Consider the following 22,570-nt stretch of genomic DNA (forward strand, 5'->3'; position numbering starts at 1 on the left):
ACATGTGTTTCAATGATTGCAGCAAGTGAAACATATGTTGCGAAATGCAAGGTCATGTGGCGTAATTTCAGGTGTCCTGTTGCACAAAGGTGCCTGATAGATGGGTTTGTATTCCGATCTGCGCGAAAAACTGATTTCCGACTATGGCAAGCTAAGTCCGCAGATGCAGAAAGCGGCGCGCTATATTCTGGATCATCCCAACGAGGTCGCCTTGCGGTCGATGCGCGCGCTTGCCGCGGCTGCCGATGTTCCGCCCAGCACGATCACCCGTCTGATGGGGGCGATCGGGGTTGGCACATGGCAGGAATTTCGCGATCACTATCAGAACCGGTTGCTTGATCAGCCCGCAAGCTATGCCCAACGGGCCCGTGAAACGCAAAGTACCGAACATGACGCCAATCGTGACGAACATTTGCTTGAAAGCATTGCGCGTACCGAAATCGACAATATCGGCGCTGCGTTCAATCCCGATCTAATGGCAGGAATGATCAGGGCATGTGCCGCAATCGAAAATGCGCGCCATGTCTATATTGTCGGGCGCGGGGCTGCGTATCCGGCGGCTTATCAGTTTGCCTATGCCTATCGGCTGTTTCGCGATAACGGGGTGCTGGTTGATGGTCATGCCGGCGCATTCGGGGATGAATTGCGCGGTATCGGGCGTCGCGATCTGATGATTGCAGTGGCGGCCAAGCCCTATATTCGCGATACGGTCCGCGCCGTTGATTTCGCGCGCAGCCAGCATTGCCCGGTAATCGCAATCAGTGATTCAGACGTGTCCCCGATTGCACTTGATGCCATGACCAAACTGGTTGTGCGCGATACGTCGCAATCATTTTTCCAAAGTTTTACCGCCGCGTTGTCGGTCATGCAGGCGCTTGTTGCCCTGCTTGTCGCGCGTGGCGGTCAAAAGGCCCTGCAGCGGATTTCCGCAGCAGAAGAACAACTTGCTGCTTTCGATACCTATTTTGAAGACTAGGGCAAAACTGCAGCCCCATACGGATTTCCGAACATGACGACTGTGTCAAATACCAATCCCGTTCCCAATGCCACCACCCGTGTTCTGCATCGTTCCAGTACAGCGACACCGCCGTGTGCTGTTCGCGGCGAAGGCATTTATATCTTTGATCAGAATGGCAAAAACTATCTTGATGCCTGTGGCGGTGCGGCCGTGTCATGCCTTGGTCATTCCGACCCGGATGTTCGTGCGGCAATGCATGCCCAGATCGATCAGATTGCCTATGCCCATTCCGGGTTCTTTTCATCGGATGCGATGGAAGAACTGGCTGATGAACTGGTGGCCAATGCACCGGCCGGTATGGACAAGGTCTACTTTGTTTCTGGCGGGTCGGAGGCAACCGAAGCCGCTCTTAAGATGGCGCGTCAGTATTTCCTGGAAATCGGACAGCCGGACCGCAAATACGTGATTGCACGTCGCCAGTCCTATCATGGCAATACGCTTGGTGCCTTGTCGGTGGGCGGCAATATGTGGCGGCGCAAACAGTTCGAGCCACTTTTGATCACCGCAAGTCACATTGCACCAGTGTATCAGTATCGGGATCAGCGCCCGGATGAAACGCCGGAGGCCTATGGTCTTCGTGTGGCCAATGAGCTTGAAACCGCAATCCTTGAACTTGGCGCCGATAGTGTTGCGGCCTTTGTGGCCGAGCCGGTTGTCGGTGCGACGGCTGGTGCCCTGGCGCCGGTGCCGGGCTATTTCAAACGCATTCGCGAGATTTGCGATCAGTACGGTGTGTTGCTGATCCTTGATGAAGTGATGTGCGGCATGGGGCGTACCGGAACCCTTCATGCGATCGAACAGGAAGGTATTTCCGGCGATCTGCAAACAATTGCCAAGGGACTTGGCGCCGGATATCAGCCGATTGGTGCGGTTCTGGTTTCCAAAAATATCAATGACGCCATTGCAACCGGATCGGGCTTTTTCCAGCACGGCCATACTTATCAGGGGCATGCCACGGCCTGTGCGGCGGCACTGGCAACCCAGCGGGCAATCCGCGATCGTGATTTGCTCGGCAATGTGGTCAAACAGGGGGAAAACCTTGTGAACGGGCTTCAGGCAAAGCTTGGGCAGCACCCGTTTGTTGGCGATATTCGCGGGCGCGGACTTTTCCGCGGGGTCGAACTGGTCGCAAACCGCGAAACCAAGGACCCGTTTGACCCGGCGCTCAAGATCAATGCGAAAATCAAAAAGGCGGCGTTCGCCCGCGGTCTTATGGCCTATCCGATGGGGGGCACAATTGATGGCGTGCGCGGGGATCATGTGCTGTTTGCGCCCCCGTTCATCGTCACCGAAGACGATGTGGCAAAGATTGTTGATCTGTTTGCAGCTGCACTGGATGACGTCTTTGCCGCCGAGGGGCTGGCATGATGGCATATGGTGAAACCCCGTTTCTGATTGCCGCGGCCCCCAATGGTGCGCGCAAGACCAAAACCGATCTTCCCAACATTCCGATTACCCCGGCCGAGGTCGCCTGCGAGGCGGTTGCCTGCCAGAAGGCCGGGGCGGCAATGATGCATCTGCATGTGCGTGATGATGATCAGAAACACAGTCTGGATGCCGGGCGCTATCGCGAGTTGCTGACCGAAGTGCGCAATGCCGTCGGCCCGGACATGCTGTTGCAGGTCACGACCGAGGCGGTTGGCATCTATGATGCCGATGCGCAGATGGCCATGGTGCGTGCGCTTGTGCCTGATGCGGTGTCGATCGCCATTCGCGAAATCGCCCCGCCAAATGCCGACCTTGATCAGGTCCGGGCATTTTGCGAATTCATGCGTGAAGCGGGTATCTTGCCGCAATTCATCCTTTATGCCCCCGAAGATGTCGCGCGTTTCAACCAGCTGGTCGAAGCGGGAATTCTGCCCGGCGAAAAGTTCCCGGTTCTTTTCGTGCTGGGGCGCTACACGGTTGGTCAGATGTCCAATCCTGTCGAGTTGCTGCCATTCATCGGGTCCAGCCCGTATGTGTCGGAATGGATGCTGTGTGCGTTTGGTGCGTTTGAAAATGCATGCATCCTGACCGGGGCCGGACTGGGTGGTCACGGGCGTATCGGATTTGAGAATAATCATCTTAAGGTTGACGGATCATTGGCACAGGGTAATGCTGACCTTATCGCGCAGGCACGAGACGGTGCGCGTTTGATGGGCCGCAAGATCGCGACAGGCGAACAAGCAAATCAGATCATGCAACCATTATGGTAGGAGGCCTCATCGCAAGCACTTGAAATGCTGAAAGTTTGAATTTTATCAGGAGGTTTTGGGGTTATGGGCTTTAAATTCAAAGCGCCCAACCCTATAATCTGGAAGTCGAAACACCTGATTTAACTGGTGTTTCCCTATAATTCGACTGTTCCGTCCAGAATGGTTGGATGCCTTATAACAGGGTGTACAAGGGAGCTAATCCTAATGAAAAAACTAATTGCAGTAGCGACTGCCGTGGCAGCGATTGCTGGCGCATCGCTTTTTGCTGGTCAGGCATCAGCACAGGAAAACCGTTTCATCACCATCGGTACCGGTGGCGTAACCGGCGTTTACTACCCGACCGGTGGCGCGATCTGCCGTCTGGTGAACAAGGATCGTAAAGAGCACGGCATTCGTTGCTCGGTCGAATCCACCGGTGGTTCGTCCTACAACATCAACACCATCCGTTCGGGCGAACTGGACCTTGGTGTTGCCCAGTCCGACATTCAGTACTATGCCCTGCATGGTGAGAAAGCATTCTCCGAAGTCGGTCCGTTCGAAGATCTTCGTGCTGTCTTCTCCGTCCATCCGGAGCCGTTCACCGTTGTTGCCCGTGCAGATGCCGGCATCAAAACCTTTGACGACCTCAAAGGCAAGCGCGTGAACATCGGTAACCCGGGTTCGGGTCAGCGCGACACCATGGACATCGTTATGGCAGCCAAAGGCTGGACCCTTGACGATTTCGCACTGGCATCCGAGCTGAAGCCGGCTGAGCAGTCCCAGGCGCTTTGCGACAACAAGATCGACGCGATGATCTACACCGTTGGTCACCCGTCCGGTTCGATCCAGGAAGCAACCACTGCCTGTGATTCGGTTCTGGTTGAAGTTGCTGGCGATGCCATCGACAAACTGGTTGCCGAAAACCCGTATTACCGTGTTGCCACCATCCCGGGCGGCATGTATCGCGGTAACCCGGATGACGTCAAAACCTTTGGTGTTGGCGCAACCTTCGTATCCTCGACCGCAACCGATGCGGACGTTGTTTACCACGTTGTTAAAGCAGTCTTTGACAACTTCGACGATTTCAAAAAGCTGCATCCGGCTTTCGCGAACCTCGTCAAAGAAGAAATGGTCAAAGACGGCCTGTCGGCACCGCTGCATGACGGCGCTGTCAAATACTACAAAGAAGCAGGCCTGATGTAATTCAGGCAGGAACGGAGGGCTGGTTTCTGCCCTCCGTTTTTCTTTCTTTCGCCCGCTGGGTACGACCAAAAAATTGAATTAAACGGTATCGTTGATCGATACCAGGGTACTCCGTGGGCGACCGGGTGTGTGTCGACGGAGATTTTTTGATTCTGGAGACCAGAACAAAAATCTTTGTTCAGACCGGGAGTTTGTAATGACCGACGTGAAAAACGCGAACCAGGGTGCGTCTGATCAGGACCTGCAGGATCTTATTGCAGAAAATGATACAGGTGCGCGCCAGCCGAGCGGCATGACAGCAAAGGTCTTGCTGTATGTTGCCGTGGCGTGGTCGTTGTTCCAGCTGTGGCTGGCATCACCATTGCCCTATCTTGTCAGCTTTGGCGTGTTCAACTCGACCGAGGCACGGTCGATCCATTTGGCTTTTGCCGTCTTTCTTGCATTTCTGGCCTATCCGGCCTTCAAGACATCGCCGCGCAGCTATATTCCGATCCTTGACTGGGTTCTGGCGGCGGCTGCGGCGTTTTGTGCTGCCTATATTTACATCTTTTACCGCGACCTTGCCGGGCGTCCGGGACTTCCGATTACCCAGGACCTGATTGTTGCCGGTGCCGGTCTGGTGCTGTTGCTTGAAGCAACCCGCCGTGCACTTGGCCCGCCCTTGATGTGTGTTGCGGTCCTGTTCCTGGTGTATGTCTTCTTCGGGAATGCTGCCTGGGTGCCGGAAGTTCTGCAATGGGCCGGGGCCAGCTTCTCCAAGGCGATGTCGCACCAGTGGATCACGACCGAAGGCGTATTCGGGATCGCGCTTGGCGTTTCGACAAGCTTCGTCTTCCTGTTCGTGCTGTTTGGATCGCTTCTCGATAAAGCCGGTGCAGGCAACTATTTCATCAAGGTGGCGTTTGCCGCTCTTGGTCACATGCGCGGTGGTCCTGCAAAGGCCGCTGTTCTGTCATCGGCAATGACCGGTCTTATTTCCGGGTCGTCGATTGCCAACGTTGTGACCACCGGGACATTCACCATTCCGTTGATGAAACGTGTCGGTTTCTCGGGCGAGAAGGCCGGTGCGGTCGAAGTTGCATCCTCGGTCAATGGTCAGATCATGCCGCCGGTCATGGGGGCTGCTGCCTTCCTGATGGTCGAATATGTCGGCATTCCATATCCGGAAGTGATCAAGCATGCCTTCCTGCCGGCAACGATTTCCTATATCGCGCTGATCTATATCGTTCACCTTGAAGCGCTCAAGGCGAACATGAAGGGCCTGCCGAAACGGGTGACCTCGACGCTGTCGCAGACCCTGATCCGGTCGCTGATGTTTGTGCTGTCGCTGATTGTTCTGGCGGGGCTGGTTTATTATGCCATCGTCTTCCAGAAACAGCTGTTTGGGGCCGCGGTTGGCTGGGTTGTCGCCATTGAATGTGCGGTGATCTATCTGGCGGGTCTGTATTACGCGGCGAAATATCCCGATCTGGAAATGGATGATCCGAACCAGCCGGTTGTCGAATTGCCGCAACTTGGCGAAACGGCAAAGGCCGGTCTGCATTATCTGCTGCCGGTGGTGGTTCTGGTCTGGTTCCTGATGATCGAGCTGAAATCACCGGGACTTTCGGCCTTCTGGGCGACGGTTCTGATGATCTTCATCATGCTGACCCAGCATGCGGCCAAGGCATATTTCCGCAAAACCGCGGATTATGCAGCCGGGTTCAAACAGGGCTTTGCCGATGTCATCGACGGTTTTGCGACCGGTGCCCGTAACATGATCGGCATCGGTGTCGCGACGGCGGCGGCCGGTATCATCGTCGGTACCGTATCGCTGACCGGTATCGGACAGGTGATGGTTGAATTCGTCGAACTGATTTCGGGCGGCAATCTGATGCTGATCCTGATCTTTACGGCGGTGATCAGCCTGATCCTTGGCATGGGGCTTCCGACCACGGCAAACTATATCGTGGTTTCCAGCCTGATGGCGCCGGTGATTGTCGAACTTGGTGCGGAAAACGGCCTGATCGTACCGTTGATCGCAGTTCACCTGTTTGTGTTCTATTTCGGGATCATGGCCGATGTGACCCCGCCGGTTGGTCTGGCGTCCTTTGCCGCGGCCGCGGTATCGGGATCTGACCCGATGAAAACAGGTGTGGTGGCATTCTTCTATTCGATGCGTACCGCGGTTCTGCCGTTCCTGTTCCTGTTCAACACCCAGCTTCTGATGATCGGTCTGGATCATCCGGTGGATGTGGTGATGGTGATCATTGTTTCGACAATAGCCATGCTGGTCTTTGCCGCAGCAACGCAGGGCTACTTCTTTGCCCGGTCCAAGCTGTGGGAAAGTGCGGCATTGCTGCTGATTGCCTTTACCCTGTTCCGTCCTGGTTTCTGGCTTGATCTGATCGAGCCGCCTTATGACAACCTTCCGGCAGCATCGATCATCGAAGATGCCGAAGGCATGCCGGAAAATTCCAGCATTCTTCTGGATGTTGAAGGCATCAATATCGAAGGCGAAGAAGTTTCCAAATCCGTGATGCTGCCGCTTGGTCCGGCAGGTTCGGGTGAGGATCGCCTTTACAATGCGGGTATTGCCGTTCGCAACGAAGATGGTCGCATCTTCATTGACGATCTGGTCTTTGCCGGACCGGCCGAAAAAGCAGGCCTGGATTTCGATTTCGAAATCACCGCAGTAAAGGTCGAAGCTGATCGCATGCCCAAGGAAGTGTTCTTTATCCCGGCATTCTTGTTGCTGGGTGGGATCATTGTTCTGCAACGCCGTCGCAAGCGCAGTGAAGAAGCGCTTGGCACAGCCTGACAGGGAGAATGAACATGTATAAGGATATTCTGGTTACAGTAGACCTTGATCATGAGTCTTCCTGGAAGAAGGCCGTGCCGGTCGCGATCAAGCAGGCGCAAAGCTTTGGCGCGCGTTTGCACGTTCTGACCGTGGTGCCGTCTGTCGGCATGTCAATGGTCGGGCAGTTCTTCCCCAAGGGATATGAAGGCAAGGTTCTTGAAGCCTATAATCAGCGGCTGCATGAGTTTGTGTCCGAACATATCCCCTCCGATATCAAGGTTCAGCATATCGTGGGGCAGGGCACCGTTTACGAGGTGATCCTGAAGATGGCCAAGAAAACCAATTGCGATCTGATCGTGATTGGTGCCCATCGTCCGGAACTGAAAGACTATCTGCTTGGGCCGAACGCGGCCCGCGTTGTCCGCCATGCCGATTGTTCGGTGATGGTGGTACGCGACTGATTTCGGCTTTTCCGATCAAAGCCGGTATGAGCAAAGGGGCGATGCAATGCATCGCCCCTTTGTCTTTGGAACATCGCCGGAACGCGAAAGGTCTTATTTGGCCGCACACGGGTTGGCGGCACAGGGATTTGCAGCGCACGGATTTTTCGCCGCGCACGGATTTGCGGCACAGGGATTGGCTGCGCACGGGCTGCAAGGATTGACGATTTTTTTCGCAGCACACGGATTGGCCGCACACGGATTTGCTGCGCACGGGTTCGCCGCACAGGGATTGGCCGTGCAACTTGCCACTTCGGCGGTCGGCGACGGAAGCGGCGCTGCCATTGCCATCGGGGTTGCCATTGCAATGCCGGTGCCCATGGCCAGTGCCGGAAGCAATGCTTTTTTGGCGAAGCTCTGTGATTTCTTGGTCATTCTTGCCTCTCTGAAAGGTCCTGTTCGATCAAAGCCCGACGGCGATGCTGCCGATCGGTGCAGGCACTATGGGCCAAAATGGCAGGCGGGCGGCGTCACATGGTTTCACTGTTGTGTGAGAGCTTTGTGTATGCTCAGCGCCCGGCAATTGCCCCGGTTATCGCGATTTCACAATGATTTGGTCGGGGAAAACCGGATTTAAATCCTCAAACTGATTGAAAGAACGGTCACTTTTACTCATCTTGATGATAATAAAGACGACAGATCAAAGTCGTCGGGCGGGCTAAAGAAACCGTGAGAACCAAGTTCGATCAGGACGGAATTCGCATATGAGAGTTGGGGACAGTATCGCATCTATTCATAAAATGTGCGCAGCGGCATTTCTGTTGGGGATGATTGCCGCCACACCGGCACAGGCAGATGACGGTGATATACCGTCTGTTGTCGAAATCCCGTCAGGCTGGTTCTGGCAAGGATCGGATTCGGTTGAACGCCAGTATGCCTATCAGATTGACGAACAGGTCTATGGTCATGATCTGAGCCGGCGCAATCGCTGGTACGATATCGAAGGCGACAAATGGCATGTGCATCTTCTGAGTTATCATATTGCCAAAACGCCGGTGACAAACGATCAGTACGCCGCTTTCATCGAAGATACCGGGCACCCGGCACCGGAAATGACGCGCGATGAATGGAACCGGCAGGGGCTGATCTATAATTTTGACACCATACAGCCATTCCTGTGGTCAAAGGGCAAACCGCCCAGAGGGCGCGGCAACCATCCGGTCGTTCTTGTATCCTGGCAGGATGCAGAAGCCTATGTGCAGTGGCTTGGCGAAAAGACCGGCAAAAAGTGGGCCTTGCCCAGTGAGCTTCATTGGGAAAAGGCGGTGCGGGGACCGGAAGGCGCATTTTATCCGTGGGGCAATATTTTTGATCCCGATCGGCTCAATAGCGGTGATCGCGGGCCGTTTGATACAATGCCGGTCGGGCAGTTCGAACCCGGTCCGTACGGGTTGTATGACGGTGCCGGTCAGGTGTTTGAATGGACATCAACATCGGCCCAGGCTGGCTATCGGCTGGTCAAGGGCGGGTCATGGGATGACCGGGGATGCGGTGTCTGTCGACCGGCGGCGCGGCATGGGCGTCCGGAACATCTCAAACATATCCTGATCGGGTTCCGGGTGATGTATCTGGACTGACAGACTGTCCGGTCCGTATCCCGTGTGCGATGTTTCCATTGTTAAATCAGGCCGTTTTGATGGAACATTGTTGCAAACCAGCGTGAAATCACTAACTCTTGATCGGTGTTCATTCGCCTGCGGGCATGAATGCCGATAATTCTGCCTTTGCGGAAATTCTGAGCGGATCGCAAAGATGCTGGTGTTTGTATGACCGATATTGAAATTGACTGGACTTCACTGCCGACGGGCCAACTGGAACGGATGTTGGCTGCCGGTCGAGATGTTATGGAATGCCATCGTGTCTTGACGGCAACCGGCGACAACATTGTTGGTGAACTGATCAAAGGGGCGGGGGCCTTTTATGAATGGTCCCATTACCCCGAAGGCGATGTCTATGATCGCCAGTCACATGCGCAATTCTATTATCATGCCCATCCCAAAGAAGAACGTCGTGAATGGGATGAACATGGTCATTTCCATACATTCATGCGTCCACGCGGCATGCCCGACCATTGCAAGCCAAAACAGATTGACGGGTTTGAATATCCCGAAGGCCCGAATGACGCATTGTCACATCTGATCGCTTTTTCGATGGATGAATTCGGCTTTTGTCAGCGGCTGTTTACCACCAATCGCTGGGTAACCGGTGAAGTCTGGTATGATGCAGATGACGTGATTAATATGCTCGACGGGTTTCTGATCGATCATGCCCAGCCGTCCTGGCCGGTGAACCGGTGGGTATCGGGGATGATGGTGCTGTTCCGCCCGCAAATCGAAGAATTGATCCGCAAACGCGACATTGCAGTTGCCAGCTGGCAGGAAGCCCACCCTGATCGCGATGTTTACGAAGACCGTGAACTTGAAGTCACATCGACGGAAAATGTCACCGTTGTTGATCAGATCCGTGAGATCGGTGACGAGTTGGGAAGACGGCGCAAGGCCGCATAATTGCTGCGTTCCAATTTCGGATCGAGAAAACAAAATGGCCGGCTGCATGTATTTGCGCCGGCCATGTTCATATGAAGTCGCGGGATGGTACTGAACCGGTGTTACTTGGTTTTCAGGAATTCGATGATATCAGCGACGTCTTCATCTTTTTTGAGTTTGAACGCCATTTTCGAACGTTCCTTGGAACCGGCGATCTCGCTGAGTTTCGCAGACGGGTCTTTGAGGTAGTCGGTCAGGAATGCTTCGTCGGCGACAAAGCCCTTCTCGCAGGCGGCCAGATAACCGCGCCCGTATTTGTAGCCCTCAACAGTGCCGCATTCGCGTCCGACTGCCCCGGCAAGACTTGGCCCAACCTTGTTCACGCCGGCTTCAATGCTGTGGCAGGCAGCGCAGCGTTTGAACAGTTTCTCGCCATTTGCGGCATCCCCGGCCATTGCTGGCGCGGTTGCGAGGATGACCAGAGAACTGGCGACAAAAGACAGTTTGCGCAAATAGGTCATTGTGGATCTCTCTCTTGGTTCTTTTGACGATCGGTACAATCTGTTTTCGGACTACCATTTCGCAGGGTAAACGCAAGGTCAACACGGCAGAACATCACTGGAAAAAATTGCCATGTCATCCGGTATTGGAAAATCTTACTGAGACTTACCATATCTGATAAGTCAGGGATTTGAGTTTCATCAATTAATCAGGATGAATTTACGGTATTTCCTGATACGTCGGGTTGGCGCATATGGTTTGTTTTTCACAGGCCAAATTGTACGGCAGAACGCGGTTGTGAAGGTTTCAGTTGAACAATGAAAACTGCAGGATGTTTGAAAATCAGCAACTTGTCGTCCGCACGGGGAAAATATGTTTGTCGATTTAGTGCCAAAAGTATAATCTGCTTGTGCGAATTGGCAGCCAGTTGAGAAGCGTGCCAGGAGATGTCTATTGCCACGTATCACAAAAGACGATCTGAACAAGCTGGTTCAGGACCCTTCGGGGGATAACCGCGCTGAGACAGCCGATAAGATTAGCCGTGAATTTTCCACGGATACACTCTCGGAGAGTGAACGTGTTCTGGCTGAAGATATCTTTCGACTGATGATCCGCGATGCCGAGATCCGCGTGCGCAAGGCGCTTGCGAAGAACTTGGCCCAGACCCCGCTTGTTCCCCATGATGTGGCCGCAACGCTTGCCCGTGATGTGGATGAGGTTGCGCTTCCGGTTCTTGAATTTTCCGAAGTTCTGAACGACGAAGACCTGGTCGATATCATTGGTGACAATGCCGACAGTGTCGAAAAGCAGCGCGCCATTGCGTCGCGTGCCTATGTTTCGGAAATTGTATCTGCGACCCTTGTCGATATCGGTCATGAAGACGTAATGGTCGACCTGATGTCAAACCAGGGTGCTGAAATCAGCGAAGTTTCCCTGCAAAAAGTCGTCAATGATTTTGGCGACAATGAACGCATCCAGAAACCGATGATCGAACGCAATCACTTGCCCATCACCATTGCCGAACGGCTGGTGACGCTGGTGTCCGAGCGGATGCGTTCGCAACTGATTTCGCGCGGGCACATCCCCGAAGGGATCGTTAACGCGGTCATGACCCAGTCACAGGAAAGCGCGACAATCGGGCTTCTGGGCGATGGTGTCGAAGATCGCGACGTCGAATTGCTTGTCGAACATCTTTATACCAACAACCGTTTGACCAGCGGGTTGATCCTGCGCGCTCTTTGCATGGGCGATGTGTCCTTCTTCGAAGCGGCGCTGGCCAAGCGCGCCGGGGTGTCGCTGATCAATACGCGCATTCTTATTCATGATAGCGGGCCGTTTGGTCTTGAGGCGATCTATAACAAGGCCAAGCTGCCGGAACATTTCTTCCCGGGTGTCCGGGCCGCGATTGAGGTCGCGCGCGAAACCACCTTTGATGGCGGAGAACAGGACAAGGAACGCTATTCGCGCCGGATGATCGAACGGGTTCTGACCCAGTATGGCGATCTTGGTGTCGAATTCGATTCAGATGACGTCGATTATCTGATGGGCCGGATGTTGCAATTGCCAAGTGAACGGGCAATGCATACCTGATTGTTCTGCTGCTGAAATTGCCGGAAATTTACAAAACCGCCCGATCCATGATCCGGGCGGTTTTGTTTTGCGTGATCGAGGTTAGGGGCAGGCAGCAAAAAAGGCGCTGTGTGATGCACAGCGCCTTTTTGATGTGATCGTATGTTACCGGTTATTCAAGGAACGTGTTTGGCATCCACAATGCCAGTTCCGGGAAATACATAACCAGAAGCAATCCAAGAACCTGAAGCAGAACAAAGGGAATGATGCCTTTGTAGATCTGCTGGATCGAGATCGATTTCGGCGCCACACCTTTAAGATAGAACAGGGCAAACCCGAAGGGTGGCGTCAGGAAGCTTGTTTGCAGGTTGACTGCGACCAGAACCGCGAACCAGGTCAGCACCTGCGCATGGGTGGCATCAACACCACCGATATCAAGATGATGACCGAAATCAAGCTGGGCAATTACCGGGGCAAAAATCGGCAGAACGATCAGGGTGATTTCGACCCAGTCAAAGAAGAAGCCAAGAATGAAGACAATCAGCATCAGCAAAAGCAGAATGCCCCACGGCCCAAGTCCCGCACCTTCGACAAGGTCAATCACCAGATCATCCCCGCCAAGCGAGCGGAAGACATAGGAAAAGACCGTTGCACCGGCAAACAGGAAGAACAGCATCGCACCGGTCAGGGCAGAGCGTTCGCACACATCCTTAAGGACCGGCCATTTCAGACGTCCCTTGACCAGGGCCAGGAAGGTCGCACCAACCGCGCCAACACCGGCGGCCTCGGTCGGGGTGGCAAACCCGGCAAAGATCGATCCCAAAACCAGAACAATCAGGAAGACCGGCGGCAGGAAGCTGCGCAGCATCATCTTGACCAGATCCATGCCGTGAACCGCTTCGCCTTCGGGCAGGGGCGGTGCAAGGGACGGATTGATCTGGCAGCGAACAAAGATATACAGCGTATAAAGACTTGCCAGAAGCAGACCCGGAATGATCGCGGCCAGGAACAGGTTGCCGACCGATACCGACAACAGATCAGACATCAGAACCAGCATGATCGATGGCGGGATCAGAATGCCCAGTGTGCCGGATGCGGCAATCGTACCGGTGGCCAGCGACGGGTCATAATTGCGTCGCATCATGACCGGCAGGGCCAGAAGCGTCATCATGACAACCGATGCACCGATAATGCCGGTGGTGGCAGCCATGATGGTGCCCATCAGGGTGACAGACAGTGCAAGCCCGCCCGGAACTTTCCGCAGCAGCATGTTGAGGCATTCCAGAAGGTCTTCTGCAACGCCACTTTTTTCCAGCATCGTGCCCATATAGATGAACATCGGCACCGCAACCATCACCATGTTTTCGGAGATGCCGCCCCAGATGCGTGAAACGATATTGAAAAATTCAATAAACGAGAAAATGTCATAGGCCATGCCAAGAAAGCCAAAGGCAATCCCGATGCCCGAAATGACAAATGCGACCGGAAGTCCCGTGAAAACAAGAATGCCCAAAGAGGCAAACATGAACAGCGGAAACCAGTCTTCGATATAGAAGTTACCCATTTTGGATGTATCCCTGTTCCGCTTAGTCTTCGACTTTGGCGATATCGCCAAGGTCTGCGTGATGAGTACCGACATAATAGCCGGCACGCTTGTGCAGGTCGGTCGGACCAAAGACAAAAACGAAGCACTTCAGGAAGATGGAAATGCCCGCCATGGCAAGAAGGCCAAAGCCGATCGGAATGGTGGACTTGATAATCCAGCGATGGGTCAATCCGGTCGCCGCCGCCGAAACCTCGTGGCTGTCATAGGACCGGGCAACAAAATCAAAACCGAAATAGATAACCAGTGCACAAAAAGGCAAGACACACAAAATGCCGCCGATCATTTCAATGATGGCGCGTGTGCGCGGGCGCAGATTGTCACGAATAAGTTCGATGCGAACGTGGGAATCACGAACATAACCATATCCAAAGCACAGCATGAACAGGCCGGTATGCAGGTGCCATTCAAGTTCTTGCAGCTTGATGGAGCCCTGACCGCCGAATTTGCGCTGGATCACGTCATATATGATGACGAACATCAGTGGAATGGCAAGCAGGGAAGCGAGCTTTCCCGCGCGGGTAACAACATTGTCCATGCTGTCACTGATTTTTAGTAGCGCTTCCATAGAAGTCTCCCGGGTCTTTTTTATTCGCGGTCAAGGCCGGGGGCACCTGGCACCCGGCCTTGCCGAGACTTGTTCTTATTGACTGCATTAGCAGTCAGTCAGACCTGTCGGATTAGTCGAGATAACCGATGTCTTTCCAGATTTTGTAGTTCGCACGGAACTCCTGGAGGCTCTCATAGGCCATTTTGAAGTCAGCATCATCAGCCGAAAGTTCGGCCGCAACTTCTTCCCATGCTCCGCGCATCGCGCCCAGCATTTCAGGGGACCATTTCTTGATGTTGACGCCTTTTTCCTGCAGCTCTTTCAAAGCAGCGAACTGAATGGCTTCACCTTCGGCAAAGCCGTAAGCCAGGTTGTCGTTACAAACGGCTTCGATCTGTGCCTGCTGGGTTTTGTCCAGTGCGTCCCACTTTTCCTTGTTCATCATCAGATCAAAGAAGGTCGACTGCTGATGCCAGCCCGGGAAGTAGTAATATTTCGCGACCTGGTGGAAGCCGAGCTTAAGGTCAATTGCCGGCATCGAGAATTCGGTGGCATCAATGGTGCCAAGTTCAAGGGCCGGGTAAATGTCACCTGCTGACAAAAGCTGGGTGGAAACACCAAGCTTTTCCATGACCTTTGCGCCAAGGCCGAAGAAGCGCATTTTCAGACCTTTAAGGTCTTCAACCGTGTTGATTTCCTTGGAGAACCAACCGGATGCTTCCGGTGCGATCAGGCCACAGAACAGCGACTTGATGCCATGTTCGGCATACAGCTTGTCAAAGATTTCCTGACCGCCGCCAAACTTGACCCAGGCCAGATATTCACCAGCCTGCGGACCGAACGGAACCGATCCAAACAGCTGCAGCGCCGGAACTTTACCTGCCCAGTAGCCCGGTGTGGAGAATGCGGCATCAATCGAGCCGGTCGAAACGGCATCGAAAACTTCAAGTGCCGGCACAAGTGCGCCCGGCTCATAGAATTTGATTTTGATGTTGCCACCGGAAACTTCGTCGATCTTGTCGTCGACGCGCTTACCGAGCGTACCAAGCTGGGTCAGGCTGCCCGGATAGGTCGAACCCATTTTCCAGCGAACACGCTCCTGAGCATTTGCATCAGACGGCGCCACAGAAAATGCAGCTGCAGCAAGAACAGCGGCACAGGTTGCCGACTTGAGCAATTTAGAAAAAGTCATTCGTCTTCCTCCCTAAGAAGTCCGAAATTGGTAATACCACGTGAGGTCGACTACCGCCTTTTGCTTTTATTATTGGGCGGTTTTCTCCCCGATCTTTATGTTGCAGGGCGAAGCATAAGCGTATTTCGCAAGTATGGGCAAGTTTGTTTAGCCCGTTGCGCAAGAAAATATCTTTCCGTTCGGGCAAAAAAGAACTTGCATTACTATTCAAAAGTAGGAATTGCGCACTGAAATGCTGATTTCATCCGGCTTTTGGTGATGGTGCGGTTAGAATCCTTATAAACTACATAGTTTTTGCCATTCCGCCGAATTTAATAGGGCGGAGTCGGCTTTTTGCCAGATGGAATCGGGGATGCCGATTTTTGAAAGGTAGGGGATAACTTGTCGCGGGGTGGGCACAGCTACCGGAATGGATAGTGGGCATGGGGTGCCCGCATCATGAAACCGCTCGGGCCATAGCATCTGTCAAACCGTCAAAGGGGGATGGCACACATCATCGATCAGGCCGGATGGGAAGGGACCGATCATCATGAAGTTTCAGGGATGAAAACACCGGAAATAAAAACGGGCGATCTTTCAATGAAAGACCGCCCGACTGATGGTCGGAGCGAGAGGATTCGAACCTCCGACCCCTGCCTCCCGAAGACAGTGCTCTACCAGGCTGAGCTACGCTCCGTCAGTGGGCGGAGGTTTAGCCCGTCTTTCGGCGCGGATCAAGCATAATCCGGCTGTTTCGGGTGAAAAAATTCGTCGAAATCTGATGTTTCAGCACCCGGTTGCCCGAAAGCGATAAAGATCACCTCTGGGCTGGGGCGAACCGGGCTGAAAGTTGCCGATCGCGGCGGGTAAAACGCAAAAGGCCCCGAAACGCCGAAACGTTTCAGGGCCTTTGAATGATGGTCGGAGCGAGAGGATTCGAACCTCCGACCCCTGCCTCCCGAAGACAGTGCTCTACCAGGCTGAGCTACGCTCCGTCATTCTGCGAAGCCGGGTGATACTGGTTTATGAAGCATGACGCAAGATATTTTTACGACAAACTTCAACGACCCCGGCATGCGTTTGGGGTATGGCCGTTAATAAGGGCGGGAAATACAGAACTCTACCGCTTCGATCATCGCATCCTTGATCGCGCCATCTTCAAAACGGGCAAGTGTTTCAATCGCCATCTGGCCGTATTCACGGGCCCGGTCCATGGACGCATCAAGGGCATCATATTTGCGAATAAGGGTCTGCGCCCGGTCAAGGTCGCCGTCTTTGAAATCCTGATCTTCCATGCAGCGGCGCCAGAATGCTTTTTCTTCATCATCGCCCTTGGCATAGGAAATAATGACCGGCAGCGTCACCTTGCCATCGCGGAAATCATCGCCGACGGTTTTGCCAAGTGTTGCCTGATGGGCCGAATAATCCAGAACATCGTCAATCAACTGGAATGCCGTGCCGAGATAAATACCATAAAGGCGCAGGGCTTCTTCGTCTTCGGCGGACCGGTTGGCAATCACCGCGCCAATTTGTGACGCCGCGCCAAACAGGGCCGCAGTCTTGGCCGTGATGACTTCAAGATAGGCTTCCTCGGTCGTGCCCATGTCGTTTGCCGTGGACAGCTGAAGGACTTCGCCCTCGGCAATGACAGCCGATGCCTGTGCCAGAATATCAAGAACGCGCAGCGATCCGGTTTTGACCATGACCACAAAGGCGCGCGCAAACAGGAAATCCCCGACCAGAACGCTTGCCTCGTTGCCAAACAGGGCATTTGCCGATGCCTGACCCCGACGCAGCTGGCTTTCATCGACCACATCATCATGCAGAAGCGTTGCGGTATGGATGAATTCGACACATGCGGCAAGATCAACCGCATGCGGGCCGTCGCCATATCCGCACAACCGGGCTGCGGCCAATGTCAGCATCGGACGCATACGCTTGCCGCCGGCTGCAACCAGATGGGTTGCCAATTGCGGAATCAGGGCGACTTCGCTGTGCATGTTGTCGATGATCACCTGATTGACACGCTTCATATCGGCGTCGACAAGGTTGATCAGTGAATCAAGGCTCGGCTGAGTCTTAGGCTGCGGTGCGGTATTGGTCACGCTGTATTCCGACTATCTCAATGGCATCTTCGCTGCCTGCTTTGGGCGAAGATCGCAAATAACACCAGGCGGCCTCAACATAGATAGGCCAAGGCACCATGGTCAAGTGGACAAATCGTATCGGGTGATCTGGATTTCTCCCGATAAATTGCGGTTTTGCCGACAGAATTTTGAAATCTCTGTCTGCAAGCCCCTACATTATATTACATATAGTCTGTTCCTGTCGTTCCGATCCAAAGGTGCAGGACGCAGGCAACACCAAAGTTTCAGGGGAAATGCCAGATGATTGAACTCTTTCGCAGCAATGATCCGATCGAACTGAGCTGGGCGCAATCGGTCTTGGCGGACGAAGGAATCACAAGCCATATCTTTGACTATCATGCCAGCATCATCGAAGGATCGATTGGTGCACTTCCCCGCCGTTTGATGGTGGATGGCGAAGCCGAAAGCCGGGCGAAATACATTCTCGATATTGCCAGACGCGATCTGGATGCGCATAACGCTGCGACCAATTCATCCTCCGACGCCCTGGCATCGGAATAACACAGCAGGCAGGACCTTGATCTGATGGCAAGCGCAGTGGCAGCAATAGACGTCCCTGATTTTCCGGAAGCACGCATCAGTCATGATTATCTTCTGGGTGGGGCGGTGACGTTGAAACAGCCGGTGGACGGCTATCGCGCGGCAGTCGATGCGGTGTTGCTGGCGGCTTCTGTTTCGATCAATTCCAGACGGGATGAAAAAATTCTGGATGTCGGGGCGGCTGTGGGGTCGGCCGGGCTATGTGTTGCCAAGCGGCTTGAGGATGCAAAGGTTACCGGGGTCGAACTTCAGGATGACCTTTACGCCCTGTTTTGCCGCAACGTCGTGGAAAATGAACTGGCGGGCCGGGTCAACCCGGTTCACGGTGATATCAATGATGCCAGCTTGCCGCTTGTCGCGGAAAGCTTCGATCAGGTTATTTCAAATCCGCCCTATTATGCCGGGGGCACACGACCGGCCAATGAAAGCCGCGCGACCGCCCATCAGGAAGGCAGTGCCGATCTGAAAGACTGGATCGGCTTTTGCCTTAAGATGGTTCGGCAAAAGGGCCGCATCACCCTTGTGCATCGTGCGGATCATCTGGACCGTATCATCGGGCTTTTGCATGGTCGTGCCGGTGACATGACAGTTTACCCGATCTGGTCCAAGGCCGATTCAGATGCACCATTACGGGTCATTGTATCGGCCAGAAAGGGTGTGGCATCCCCGCTTTGCATGCGGCGCGGGATTGTTCTGCATGATGCCGCGGGGGCATATTTGCCCGAAACCGATATACTTTTGCGCAATCCGTTGCCATTGCCCGGTTTCTAAATCGCGCAGAGTTCCCTATAAGTGCGACATGGCTGTGGCCTGCGTCACGGAAATTTGGATGCTTTGGGACCGGATATGCTGAGCTTTTCGAAAATAATCTTCACTGCCTTGGTCATTGTTGTCGTCTGGCAAGGTTTCAAGCTGTTTAACCGTGCCAAGCAGGTCCCGACCAAGGATCAGCCCAAACAAACCCGCGCCCAGAAAAACCAACAGTCCGCGCCCGCCGCGCAGGAGATGGAAAAATGCCCTGATTGTGGCGTTTACCATGCCGAGGGTTCATCCCATCGCTGCGATGCCTGAGTCTGATATTCTTGTCCGTAAATAAAAGCATTCCGGGCTACGACTTTGGGTGAAATTGCGTGAATTTTGCTTGGAAATCCGGATCGGATCGTTGATCTATGTTGCTGCAATGCGGCATAAGAAGGCCAGCCCGGATGCAAGGGTTGCAAATTCAGCGTGTCTCAGGGCTTTTGCGTTCTTGACCGCGAGGGGGCAGGGCGGTAGCTTGCCGCTCTAATTTATAGGCAACAGTAATAGAGAGTTCGCGCCATGGCGCTCGACGGGTCGCAACGTCCCCCTTCATTCCAGGAAATCATTCTTCGACTGCAAAGCTATTGGGCTGATCAGGGATGTGTCATCCTTCAGCCATATGACTTGGAAGTCGGTGCCGGTACCTTCCATACCGCGACAACCCTGCGCGCGCTTGGTCCGGAAAGCTGGAATGTGGCTTATGTGCAGCCATGTCGTCGCCCGACCGATGGTCGTTATGGCGAGAACCCCAACCGTTTGCAGCATTACTACCAGTTCCAGGTTCTGCTGAAACCGTCGCCCAGCAATTCGCAGGATCTGTATCTTGGATCGCTGAAACATCTGGGCATTGATCCGATGGCCCATGATATCCGTTTTGTCGAGGATGACTGGGAAAGCCCGACCCTTGGGGCGTGGGGCCTTGGCTGGGAAGTCTGGCTTGACGGTATGGAAGTCACCCAGTTCACCTATTTCCAGCAGGTTGGCGGTTTTGAATGTAATCCGGTTCCGGTCGAGCTGACCTATGGTCTGGAACGTCTGGCGATGTATATCCAGGGCGTCGAAAACGTTTATGACCTTGATTATAATGGTCAGGGCGTGACCTATGGCGAAGTGTTCCTTCAGAACGAAGTTGAACAATCGACCTATAACTTTGAAGTCGCGAACACCGATATGTTGTTCCAGCACTTCAAGGATGCACAGGCCGAGTGTGCGGTGAATATCGAACGCGGTCTGGCGCTTCCGGCCTATGAACAGGCCATGAAAGCAAGCCATCTCTTTAACCTTCTTGATGCGCGCGGCGTAATTTCGGTTACCGAACGTGCGGCCTATATCGGTCGTGTTCGTGACATGTCGAAATCCTGCTGCGAGGCGTGGCTGCGGTCGCGCGGCCATCTGAAAGAGGAGGCATAAGTTATGGCCGAGTTGCTGCTTGAACTGTTTTCCGAAGAAATCCCGGCCCGTATGCAGGCCCGTGCAAGCGAAGACCTGTCGAAACTGGTGACGGATGGCCTGAAAGCCGCCGACCTTGCATTTGATAATGTCGAGGCACTTGTGACCCCGCGTCGTCTGGCGCTGATCATTGACGGTTTGCCGGAAAAGCAGCCTGACCTGCGCGAAGAACGCCGCGGTCCGCGTGCCGATGCGCCGGAAAAGGCCATCAGCGGGTTCCTTGCCGGCAACGGCGTGACCCTTGAACAGTGCGAAAAGCGCGAAACGCCCAAGGGTGTCTTCCTGTTTGCAATTGTCGAGCAGAAAGGCCGCCCGGCATCCGAGGTGATCAAGGACATCATCGAAGACGCGATGAACAAACTGCCATGGCCGAAATCCATGCGCTGGGCTGATCAGAAAGTCCGCTGGGTTCGTCAGCTTGACCGTATCCTGTGCCTGTTTGACGGCAAGGTGATCCCGGTAACCTATGGTCCGGTAACGGCTGGTGACAGCACACGTGGTCATCGCTTCCTGGCGCCGGCGGAATTCAGCGTTGCCAATGCTGTGGAATATAAGGAAAAACTGCGCGCGGCCAAGGTCATGATTGACCGTGAAGAGCGCAAGCAGGTTATCCTTGAAGGTGCCAAAAAACTGGCCGCTGCCGAAGGATATGAGCTTCTTGAAGACAATGGTCTTCTTGAAGAGGTTTGTGGTCTGGTTGAATGGCCGGTTCCGGTCATGGGCAAGGTTGACGACCAGTTCATGGACATCCCGCGCGAGGTTCTGGAAACCTCGATGCGTGAACATCAGAAATATTTCGTTGTTGAAGACAAGGACGGCAAACTTGCCGCGCGCTTTATCACGATTTCCAACATGGTGACTGCGGACAACAACGCCAAAATCATCGCCGGTAACGAGCGTGTTCTGCGTGCGCGTCTCCATGATGCCAAATTCTTCTGGGATCAGGATCGGAAAGTGACGCTGCAATCGCGTCTGCCGAAACTTGATAACATCGTCTTCCACGCCAAACTTGGATCACTTGCCGATCGCGTATTGCGTTTGCGGGGCCTCGCGCGTGAACTGTCTGCCGACATTCCGAATTGCGATGTCAAACTGGCAGACCGTGCGGCAGAAATCGGCAAGGCCGATCTGGTGTCGCAGATGGTGTTCGAATTCACCGAACTTCAGGGACTGATGGGTAAATACTACGCCGAAAATGACGGCGAAGCCCCGGAAGTCGCCAATGCCATTGCCGAACATTATGCACCTGCCGGCCCGTCGGATACTTGCCCGACGGCCCCGGTTTCGGTCGCGGTGGCACTGGCAGAGAAGCTCGATACCCTTGCCGGGTTCTTTACCATCGATGAAAAGCCAACCGGTTCAAAAGACCCGTTTGCGCTTCGTCGTGCGGCACTGGGTGTCATCCGTCTGGTTCTGGAAAACGGCTTGCGTTTGCCGCTGCGTCGCGCATTTGCATTTGCCGTTTCCCAGTATCCGGCAGCCATTCGTCGTGACGCGGCGGTCGAAGACCTTCTGGCCTTCTTTGCAGACCGCCTGAAAGTCCATCTGCGTGAACAGGGTGTGCGCCATGATCTGGTCTCAGCCGTGTTTGCACTGGATGGCGAGGACGATCTTGTCCGCCTGCTGGCCCGTGTTGAAGCGCTTTCCGATTTTGTTTCTGGTGAAAGCGGCGTCAACCTTATGGCCGGCTACAAGCGCGCGTCCAACATCCTGCGCATTGAAGAGAAAAAGGACAATACGTCCTATGACGCGGACGTTTCTGCATCTCTTCTGCGCGAGGAAGAAGAACGCAAGCTGTATGAGGCGCTCATTGATGTCCGGCATAAGGCCCTGCCACTTCTGCGTGACGAGGATTATGCCGCGGCTATGGCCGAATTTGCGCGGTTGCGTGAACCGGTCGATGCATTCTTCGAAAAGGTCACGGTAAATAGTGACAATGCAGACGAACGTGCCAACCGTCTTAAGCTGTTGGCGCAAATTCGCACTGCGTTGCATGACATTGCCGACTTCTCGAAGATCGAATCGTAAATAGGTCAAGGTTGCGGGGCTTTCCCCATCCGGGGAGGCCCAAAA

At 54.1% G+C, this 22,570-nt stretch carries 19 protein-coding genes and 2 tRNA genes; 13 read left to right on the forward strand and 8 right to left on the reverse strand.

Annotated features, from left to right (window positions below; genetic code table 11):
- The first annotated feature begins 100 nt into the window (after nt 1-100).
- From AUQ42_RS13290 to AUQ42_RS13315, 6 genes are all read left to right on the forward strand, one after another.
- Nucleotides 101-976: a MurR/RpiR family transcriptional regulator gene (locus AUQ42_RS13290; RefSeq protein WP_068519562.1), complete on the forward strand. Its 876-nt coding sequence runs from the start codon at nt 101-103 to the stop codon at nt 974-976.
- Nucleotides 977-1,009: 33 nt separating this feature from the next.
- Nucleotides 1,010-2,386 (forward strand): aspartate aminotransferase family protein, encoded by a 1,377-nt coding sequence (locus AUQ42_RS13295; protein WP_068519563.1) that lies wholly within the window; start codon nt 1,010-1,012, stop codon nt 2,384-2,386.
- The gene (locus AUQ42_RS13300) at nt 2,383-3,216 is read left to right on the forward strand and encodes a 3-keto-5-aminohexanoate cleavage protein (RefSeq protein WP_231856765.1); all 834 of its coding nucleotides are present in this window, start codon (nt 2,383-2,385) and stop codon (nt 3,214-3,216) included. Before AUQ42_RS13295 ends, AUQ42_RS13300 begins: the two co-directional genes overlap by 4 nt.
- Nucleotides 3,217-3,420: 204 nt before the next feature.
- Nucleotides 3,421-4,398 (forward strand): TAXI family TRAP transporter solute-binding subunit, encoded by a 978-nt coding sequence (locus tag AUQ42_RS13305; RefSeq protein ID WP_068519564.1) that lies wholly within the window; start codon nt 3,421-3,423, stop codon nt 4,396-4,398.
- A 196-nt stretch (nt 4,399-4,594) separates the two neighbouring features.
- A complete protein-coding gene (locus AUQ42_RS13310; protein ID WP_068519565.1) occupies nt 4,595-7,198 on the forward strand; it encodes a TRAP transporter permease in 2,604 nt (867 codons plus the stop codon).
- 14 nt (nt 7,199-7,212) lie between these two features.
- Complete coding sequence (locus AUQ42_RS13315) at nt 7,213-7,641, forward strand: universal stress protein (RefSeq protein WP_068519566.1); 429 nt, start codon at nt 7,213-7,215, stop codon at nt 7,639-7,641.
- Between the two features lie 93 nt (nt 7,642-7,734).
- On the opposite strand, the gene AUQ42_RS15675 is transcribed toward AUQ42_RS13315, so the two are convergent.
- Nucleotides 7,735-8,055 carry a hypothetical protein gene (locus AUQ42_RS15675; protein ID WP_101245747.1) on the reverse strand — a complete coding sequence of 107 codons (321 nt, stop codon included), beginning with the start codon at nt 8,053-8,055 and terminating at the stop codon, nt 7,735-7,737.
- A 329-nt stretch (nt 8,056-8,384) separates the two neighbouring features.
- On the opposite strand from AUQ42_RS15675, the gene AUQ42_RS13325 reads away from it, so the two are divergent.
- Complete coding sequence (locus AUQ42_RS13325; protein WP_068519568.1) at nt 8,385-9,257, forward strand: SUMF1/EgtB/PvdO family nonheme iron enzyme; 873 nt, start codon at nt 8,385-8,387, stop codon at nt 9,255-9,257.
- A gap of 189 nt (nt 9,258-9,446) precedes the next feature.
- Nucleotides 9,447-10,187, forward strand: coding sequence for a hypothetical protein (locus AUQ42_RS13330; protein ID WP_068519569.1), 741 nt, complete (start codon nt 9,447-9,449; stop codon nt 10,185-10,187).
- 101 nt (nt 10,188-10,288) lie between these two features.
- On the opposite strand, the gene AUQ42_RS13335 is transcribed toward AUQ42_RS13330, so the two are convergent.
- A complete protein-coding gene (locus tag AUQ42_RS13335; RefSeq protein ID WP_082817864.1) occupies nt 10,289-10,687 on the reverse strand; it encodes a c-type cytochrome in 399 nt (132 codons plus the stop codon).
- A gap of 433 nt (nt 10,688-11,120) precedes the next feature.
- Between AUQ42_RS13335 and AUQ42_RS13340 the strand changes: the two genes are divergently transcribed.
- Nucleotides 11,121-12,257, forward strand: a complete 1,137-nt coding sequence (locus AUQ42_RS13340) for a DUF2336 domain-containing protein (protein WP_068519570.1) — start codon at nt 11,121-11,123, stop codon at nt 12,255-12,257.
- 151 nt (nt 12,258-12,408) lie between these two features.
- Here the strand turns inward: AUQ42_RS13340 and AUQ42_RS13345 are convergent, their stop codons facing one another.
- The 6 genes from AUQ42_RS13345 to AUQ42_RS13370 form a co-directional block, all read right to left on the reverse strand.
- Nucleotides 12,409-13,800, reverse strand: coding sequence for a TRAP transporter large permease subunit (locus AUQ42_RS13345; RefSeq protein WP_068519571.1), 1,392 nt, complete (start codon nt 13,798-13,800; stop codon nt 12,409-12,411).
- A gap of 22 nt (nt 13,801-13,822) precedes the next feature.
- Nucleotides 13,823-14,407: a TRAP transporter small permease subunit gene (locus AUQ42_RS13350; protein WP_068519572.1), complete on the reverse strand. Its 585-nt coding sequence runs from the start codon at nt 14,405-14,407 to the stop codon at nt 13,823-13,825.
- 112 nt (nt 14,408-14,519) lie between these two features.
- A complete protein-coding gene (locus AUQ42_RS13355) occupies nt 14,520-15,581 on the reverse strand; it encodes a TRAP transporter substrate-binding protein (RefSeq protein WP_068519573.1) in 1,062 nt (353 codons plus the stop codon).
- Between the two features lie 599 nt (nt 15,582-16,180).
- Nucleotides 16,181-16,257 (reverse strand) — tRNA-Pro (locus AUQ42_RS13360).
- A 221-nt stretch (nt 16,258-16,478) separates the two neighbouring features.
- Nucleotides 16,479-16,555: transfer RNA gene (locus AUQ42_RS13365), tRNA-Pro, on the reverse strand.
- 99 nt (nt 16,556-16,654) lie between these two features.
- Nucleotides 16,655-17,665, reverse strand: a complete 1,011-nt coding sequence (locus AUQ42_RS13370) for a polyprenyl synthetase family protein (RefSeq protein WP_068519574.1) — start codon at nt 17,663-17,665, stop codon at nt 16,655-16,657.
- Nucleotides 17,666-17,947: 282 nt separating this feature from the next.
- Here AUQ42_RS13370 and AUQ42_RS13375 point away from each other — a divergent pair, with 282 nt between their 5' ends.
- From AUQ42_RS13375 to glyS, 4 genes are all read left to right on the forward strand, one after another.
- On the forward strand, nt 17,948-18,208 hold the full coding sequence (locus AUQ42_RS13375; RefSeq protein WP_068519575.1) for a DUF2007 domain-containing protein: 261 nt from the start codon (nt 17,948-17,950) through the stop codon (nt 18,206-18,208).
- A 24-nt stretch (nt 18,209-18,232) separates the two neighbouring features.
- Nucleotides 18,233-19,018, forward strand: a complete 786-nt coding sequence (locus AUQ42_RS13380; RefSeq protein WP_068519576.1) for a tRNA1(Val) (adenine(37)-N6)-methyltransferase — start codon at nt 18,233-18,235, stop codon at nt 19,016-19,018.
- Nucleotides 19,019-19,567: 549 nt separating this feature from the next.
- Nucleotides 19,568-20,458, forward strand: a complete 891-nt coding sequence (locus AUQ42_RS13390) for a glycine--tRNA ligase subunit alpha (protein WP_068519578.1) — start codon at nt 19,568-19,570, stop codon at nt 20,456-20,458.
- Nucleotides 20,459-20,461: 3 nt separating this feature from the next.
- A complete protein-coding gene (gene glyS, locus AUQ42_RS13395) occupies nt 20,462-22,525 on the forward strand; it encodes a glycine--tRNA ligase subunit beta (RefSeq protein WP_068519579.1) in 2,064 nt (687 codons plus the stop codon).
- The last annotated feature ends 45 nt before the right edge of the window (nt 22,526-22,570 follow it).

This window comes from Thalassospira sp. MCCC 1A02491 (assembly GCF_001613785.1).
Taxonomy (GTDB): Bacteria; Pseudomonadota; Alphaproteobacteria; order Rhodospirillales; family Thalassospiraceae; genus Thalassospira; species Thalassospira povalilytica.

Bases quoted from the DNA above. Each gene is read 5' to 3' on its own strand.
- AUQ42_RS13290 (WP_068519562.1), top strand. From the start codon at position 101: ATGGGTTTGTATTCCGATCTGCGCGAAAAACTGATTTCCGACTATGGC.
- AUQ42_RS13295 (WP_068519563.1), top strand. From the start codon at position 1,010: ATGACGACTGTGTCAAATACCAATCCCGTTCCCAATGCCACCACCCGT.
- AUQ42_RS13300 (WP_231856765.1), top strand. From the start codon at position 2,383: ATGATGGCATATGGTGAAACCCCGTTTCTGATTGCCGCGGCCCCCAAT.
- AUQ42_RS13305 (WP_068519564.1), top strand. From the start codon at position 3,421: ATGAAAAAACTAATTGCAGTAGCGACTGCCGTGGCAGCGATTGCTGGC.
- AUQ42_RS13310 (WP_068519565.1), top strand. From the start codon at position 4,595: ATGACCGACGTGAAAAACGCGAACCAGGGTGCGTCTGATCAGGACCTG.
- AUQ42_RS13315 (WP_068519566.1), top strand. From the start codon at position 7,213: ATGTATAAGGATATTCTGGTTACAGTAGACCTTGATCATGAGTCTTCC.
- AUQ42_RS15675 (WP_101245747.1), bottom strand. From the start codon at position 8,055: ATGACCAAGAAATCACAGAGCTTCGCCAAAAAAGCATTGCTTCCGGCA.
- AUQ42_RS13325 (WP_068519568.1), top strand. From the start codon at position 8,385: ATGAGAGTTGGGGACAGTATCGCATCTATTCATAAAATGTGCGCAGCG.
- AUQ42_RS13330 (WP_068519569.1), top strand. From the start codon at position 9,447: ATGACCGATATTGAAATTGACTGGACTTCACTGCCGACGGGCCAACTG.
- AUQ42_RS13335 (WP_082817864.1), bottom strand. From the start codon at position 10,687: ATGACCTATTTGCGCAAACTGTCTTTTGTCGCCAGTTCTCTGGTCATC.
- AUQ42_RS13345 (WP_068519571.1), bottom strand. From the start codon at position 13,800: ATGGGTAACTTCTATATCGAAGACTGGTTTCCGCTGTTCATGTTTGCC.
- AUQ42_RS13350 (WP_068519572.1), bottom strand. From the start codon at position 14,407: ATGGAAGCGCTACTAAAAATCAGTGACAGCATGGACAATGTTGTTACC.
- AUQ42_RS13355 (WP_068519573.1), bottom strand. From the start codon at position 15,581: ATGACTTTTTCTAAATTGCTCAAGTCGGCAACCTGTGCCGCTGTTCTT.
- AUQ42_RS13375 (WP_068519575.1), top strand. From the start codon at position 17,948: ATGATTGAACTCTTTCGCAGCAATGATCCGATCGAACTGAGCTGGGCG.
- AUQ42_RS13380 (WP_068519576.1), top strand. From the start codon at position 18,233: ATGGCAAGCGCAGTGGCAGCAATAGACGTCCCTGATTTTCCGGAAGCA.
- AUQ42_RS13390 (WP_068519578.1), top strand. From the start codon at position 19,568: ATGGCGCTCGACGGGTCGCAACGTCCCCCTTCATTCCAGGAAATCATT.
- glyS (WP_068519579.1), top strand. From the start codon at position 20,462: ATGGCCGAGTTGCTGCTTGAACTGTTTTCCGAAGAAATCCCGGCCCGT.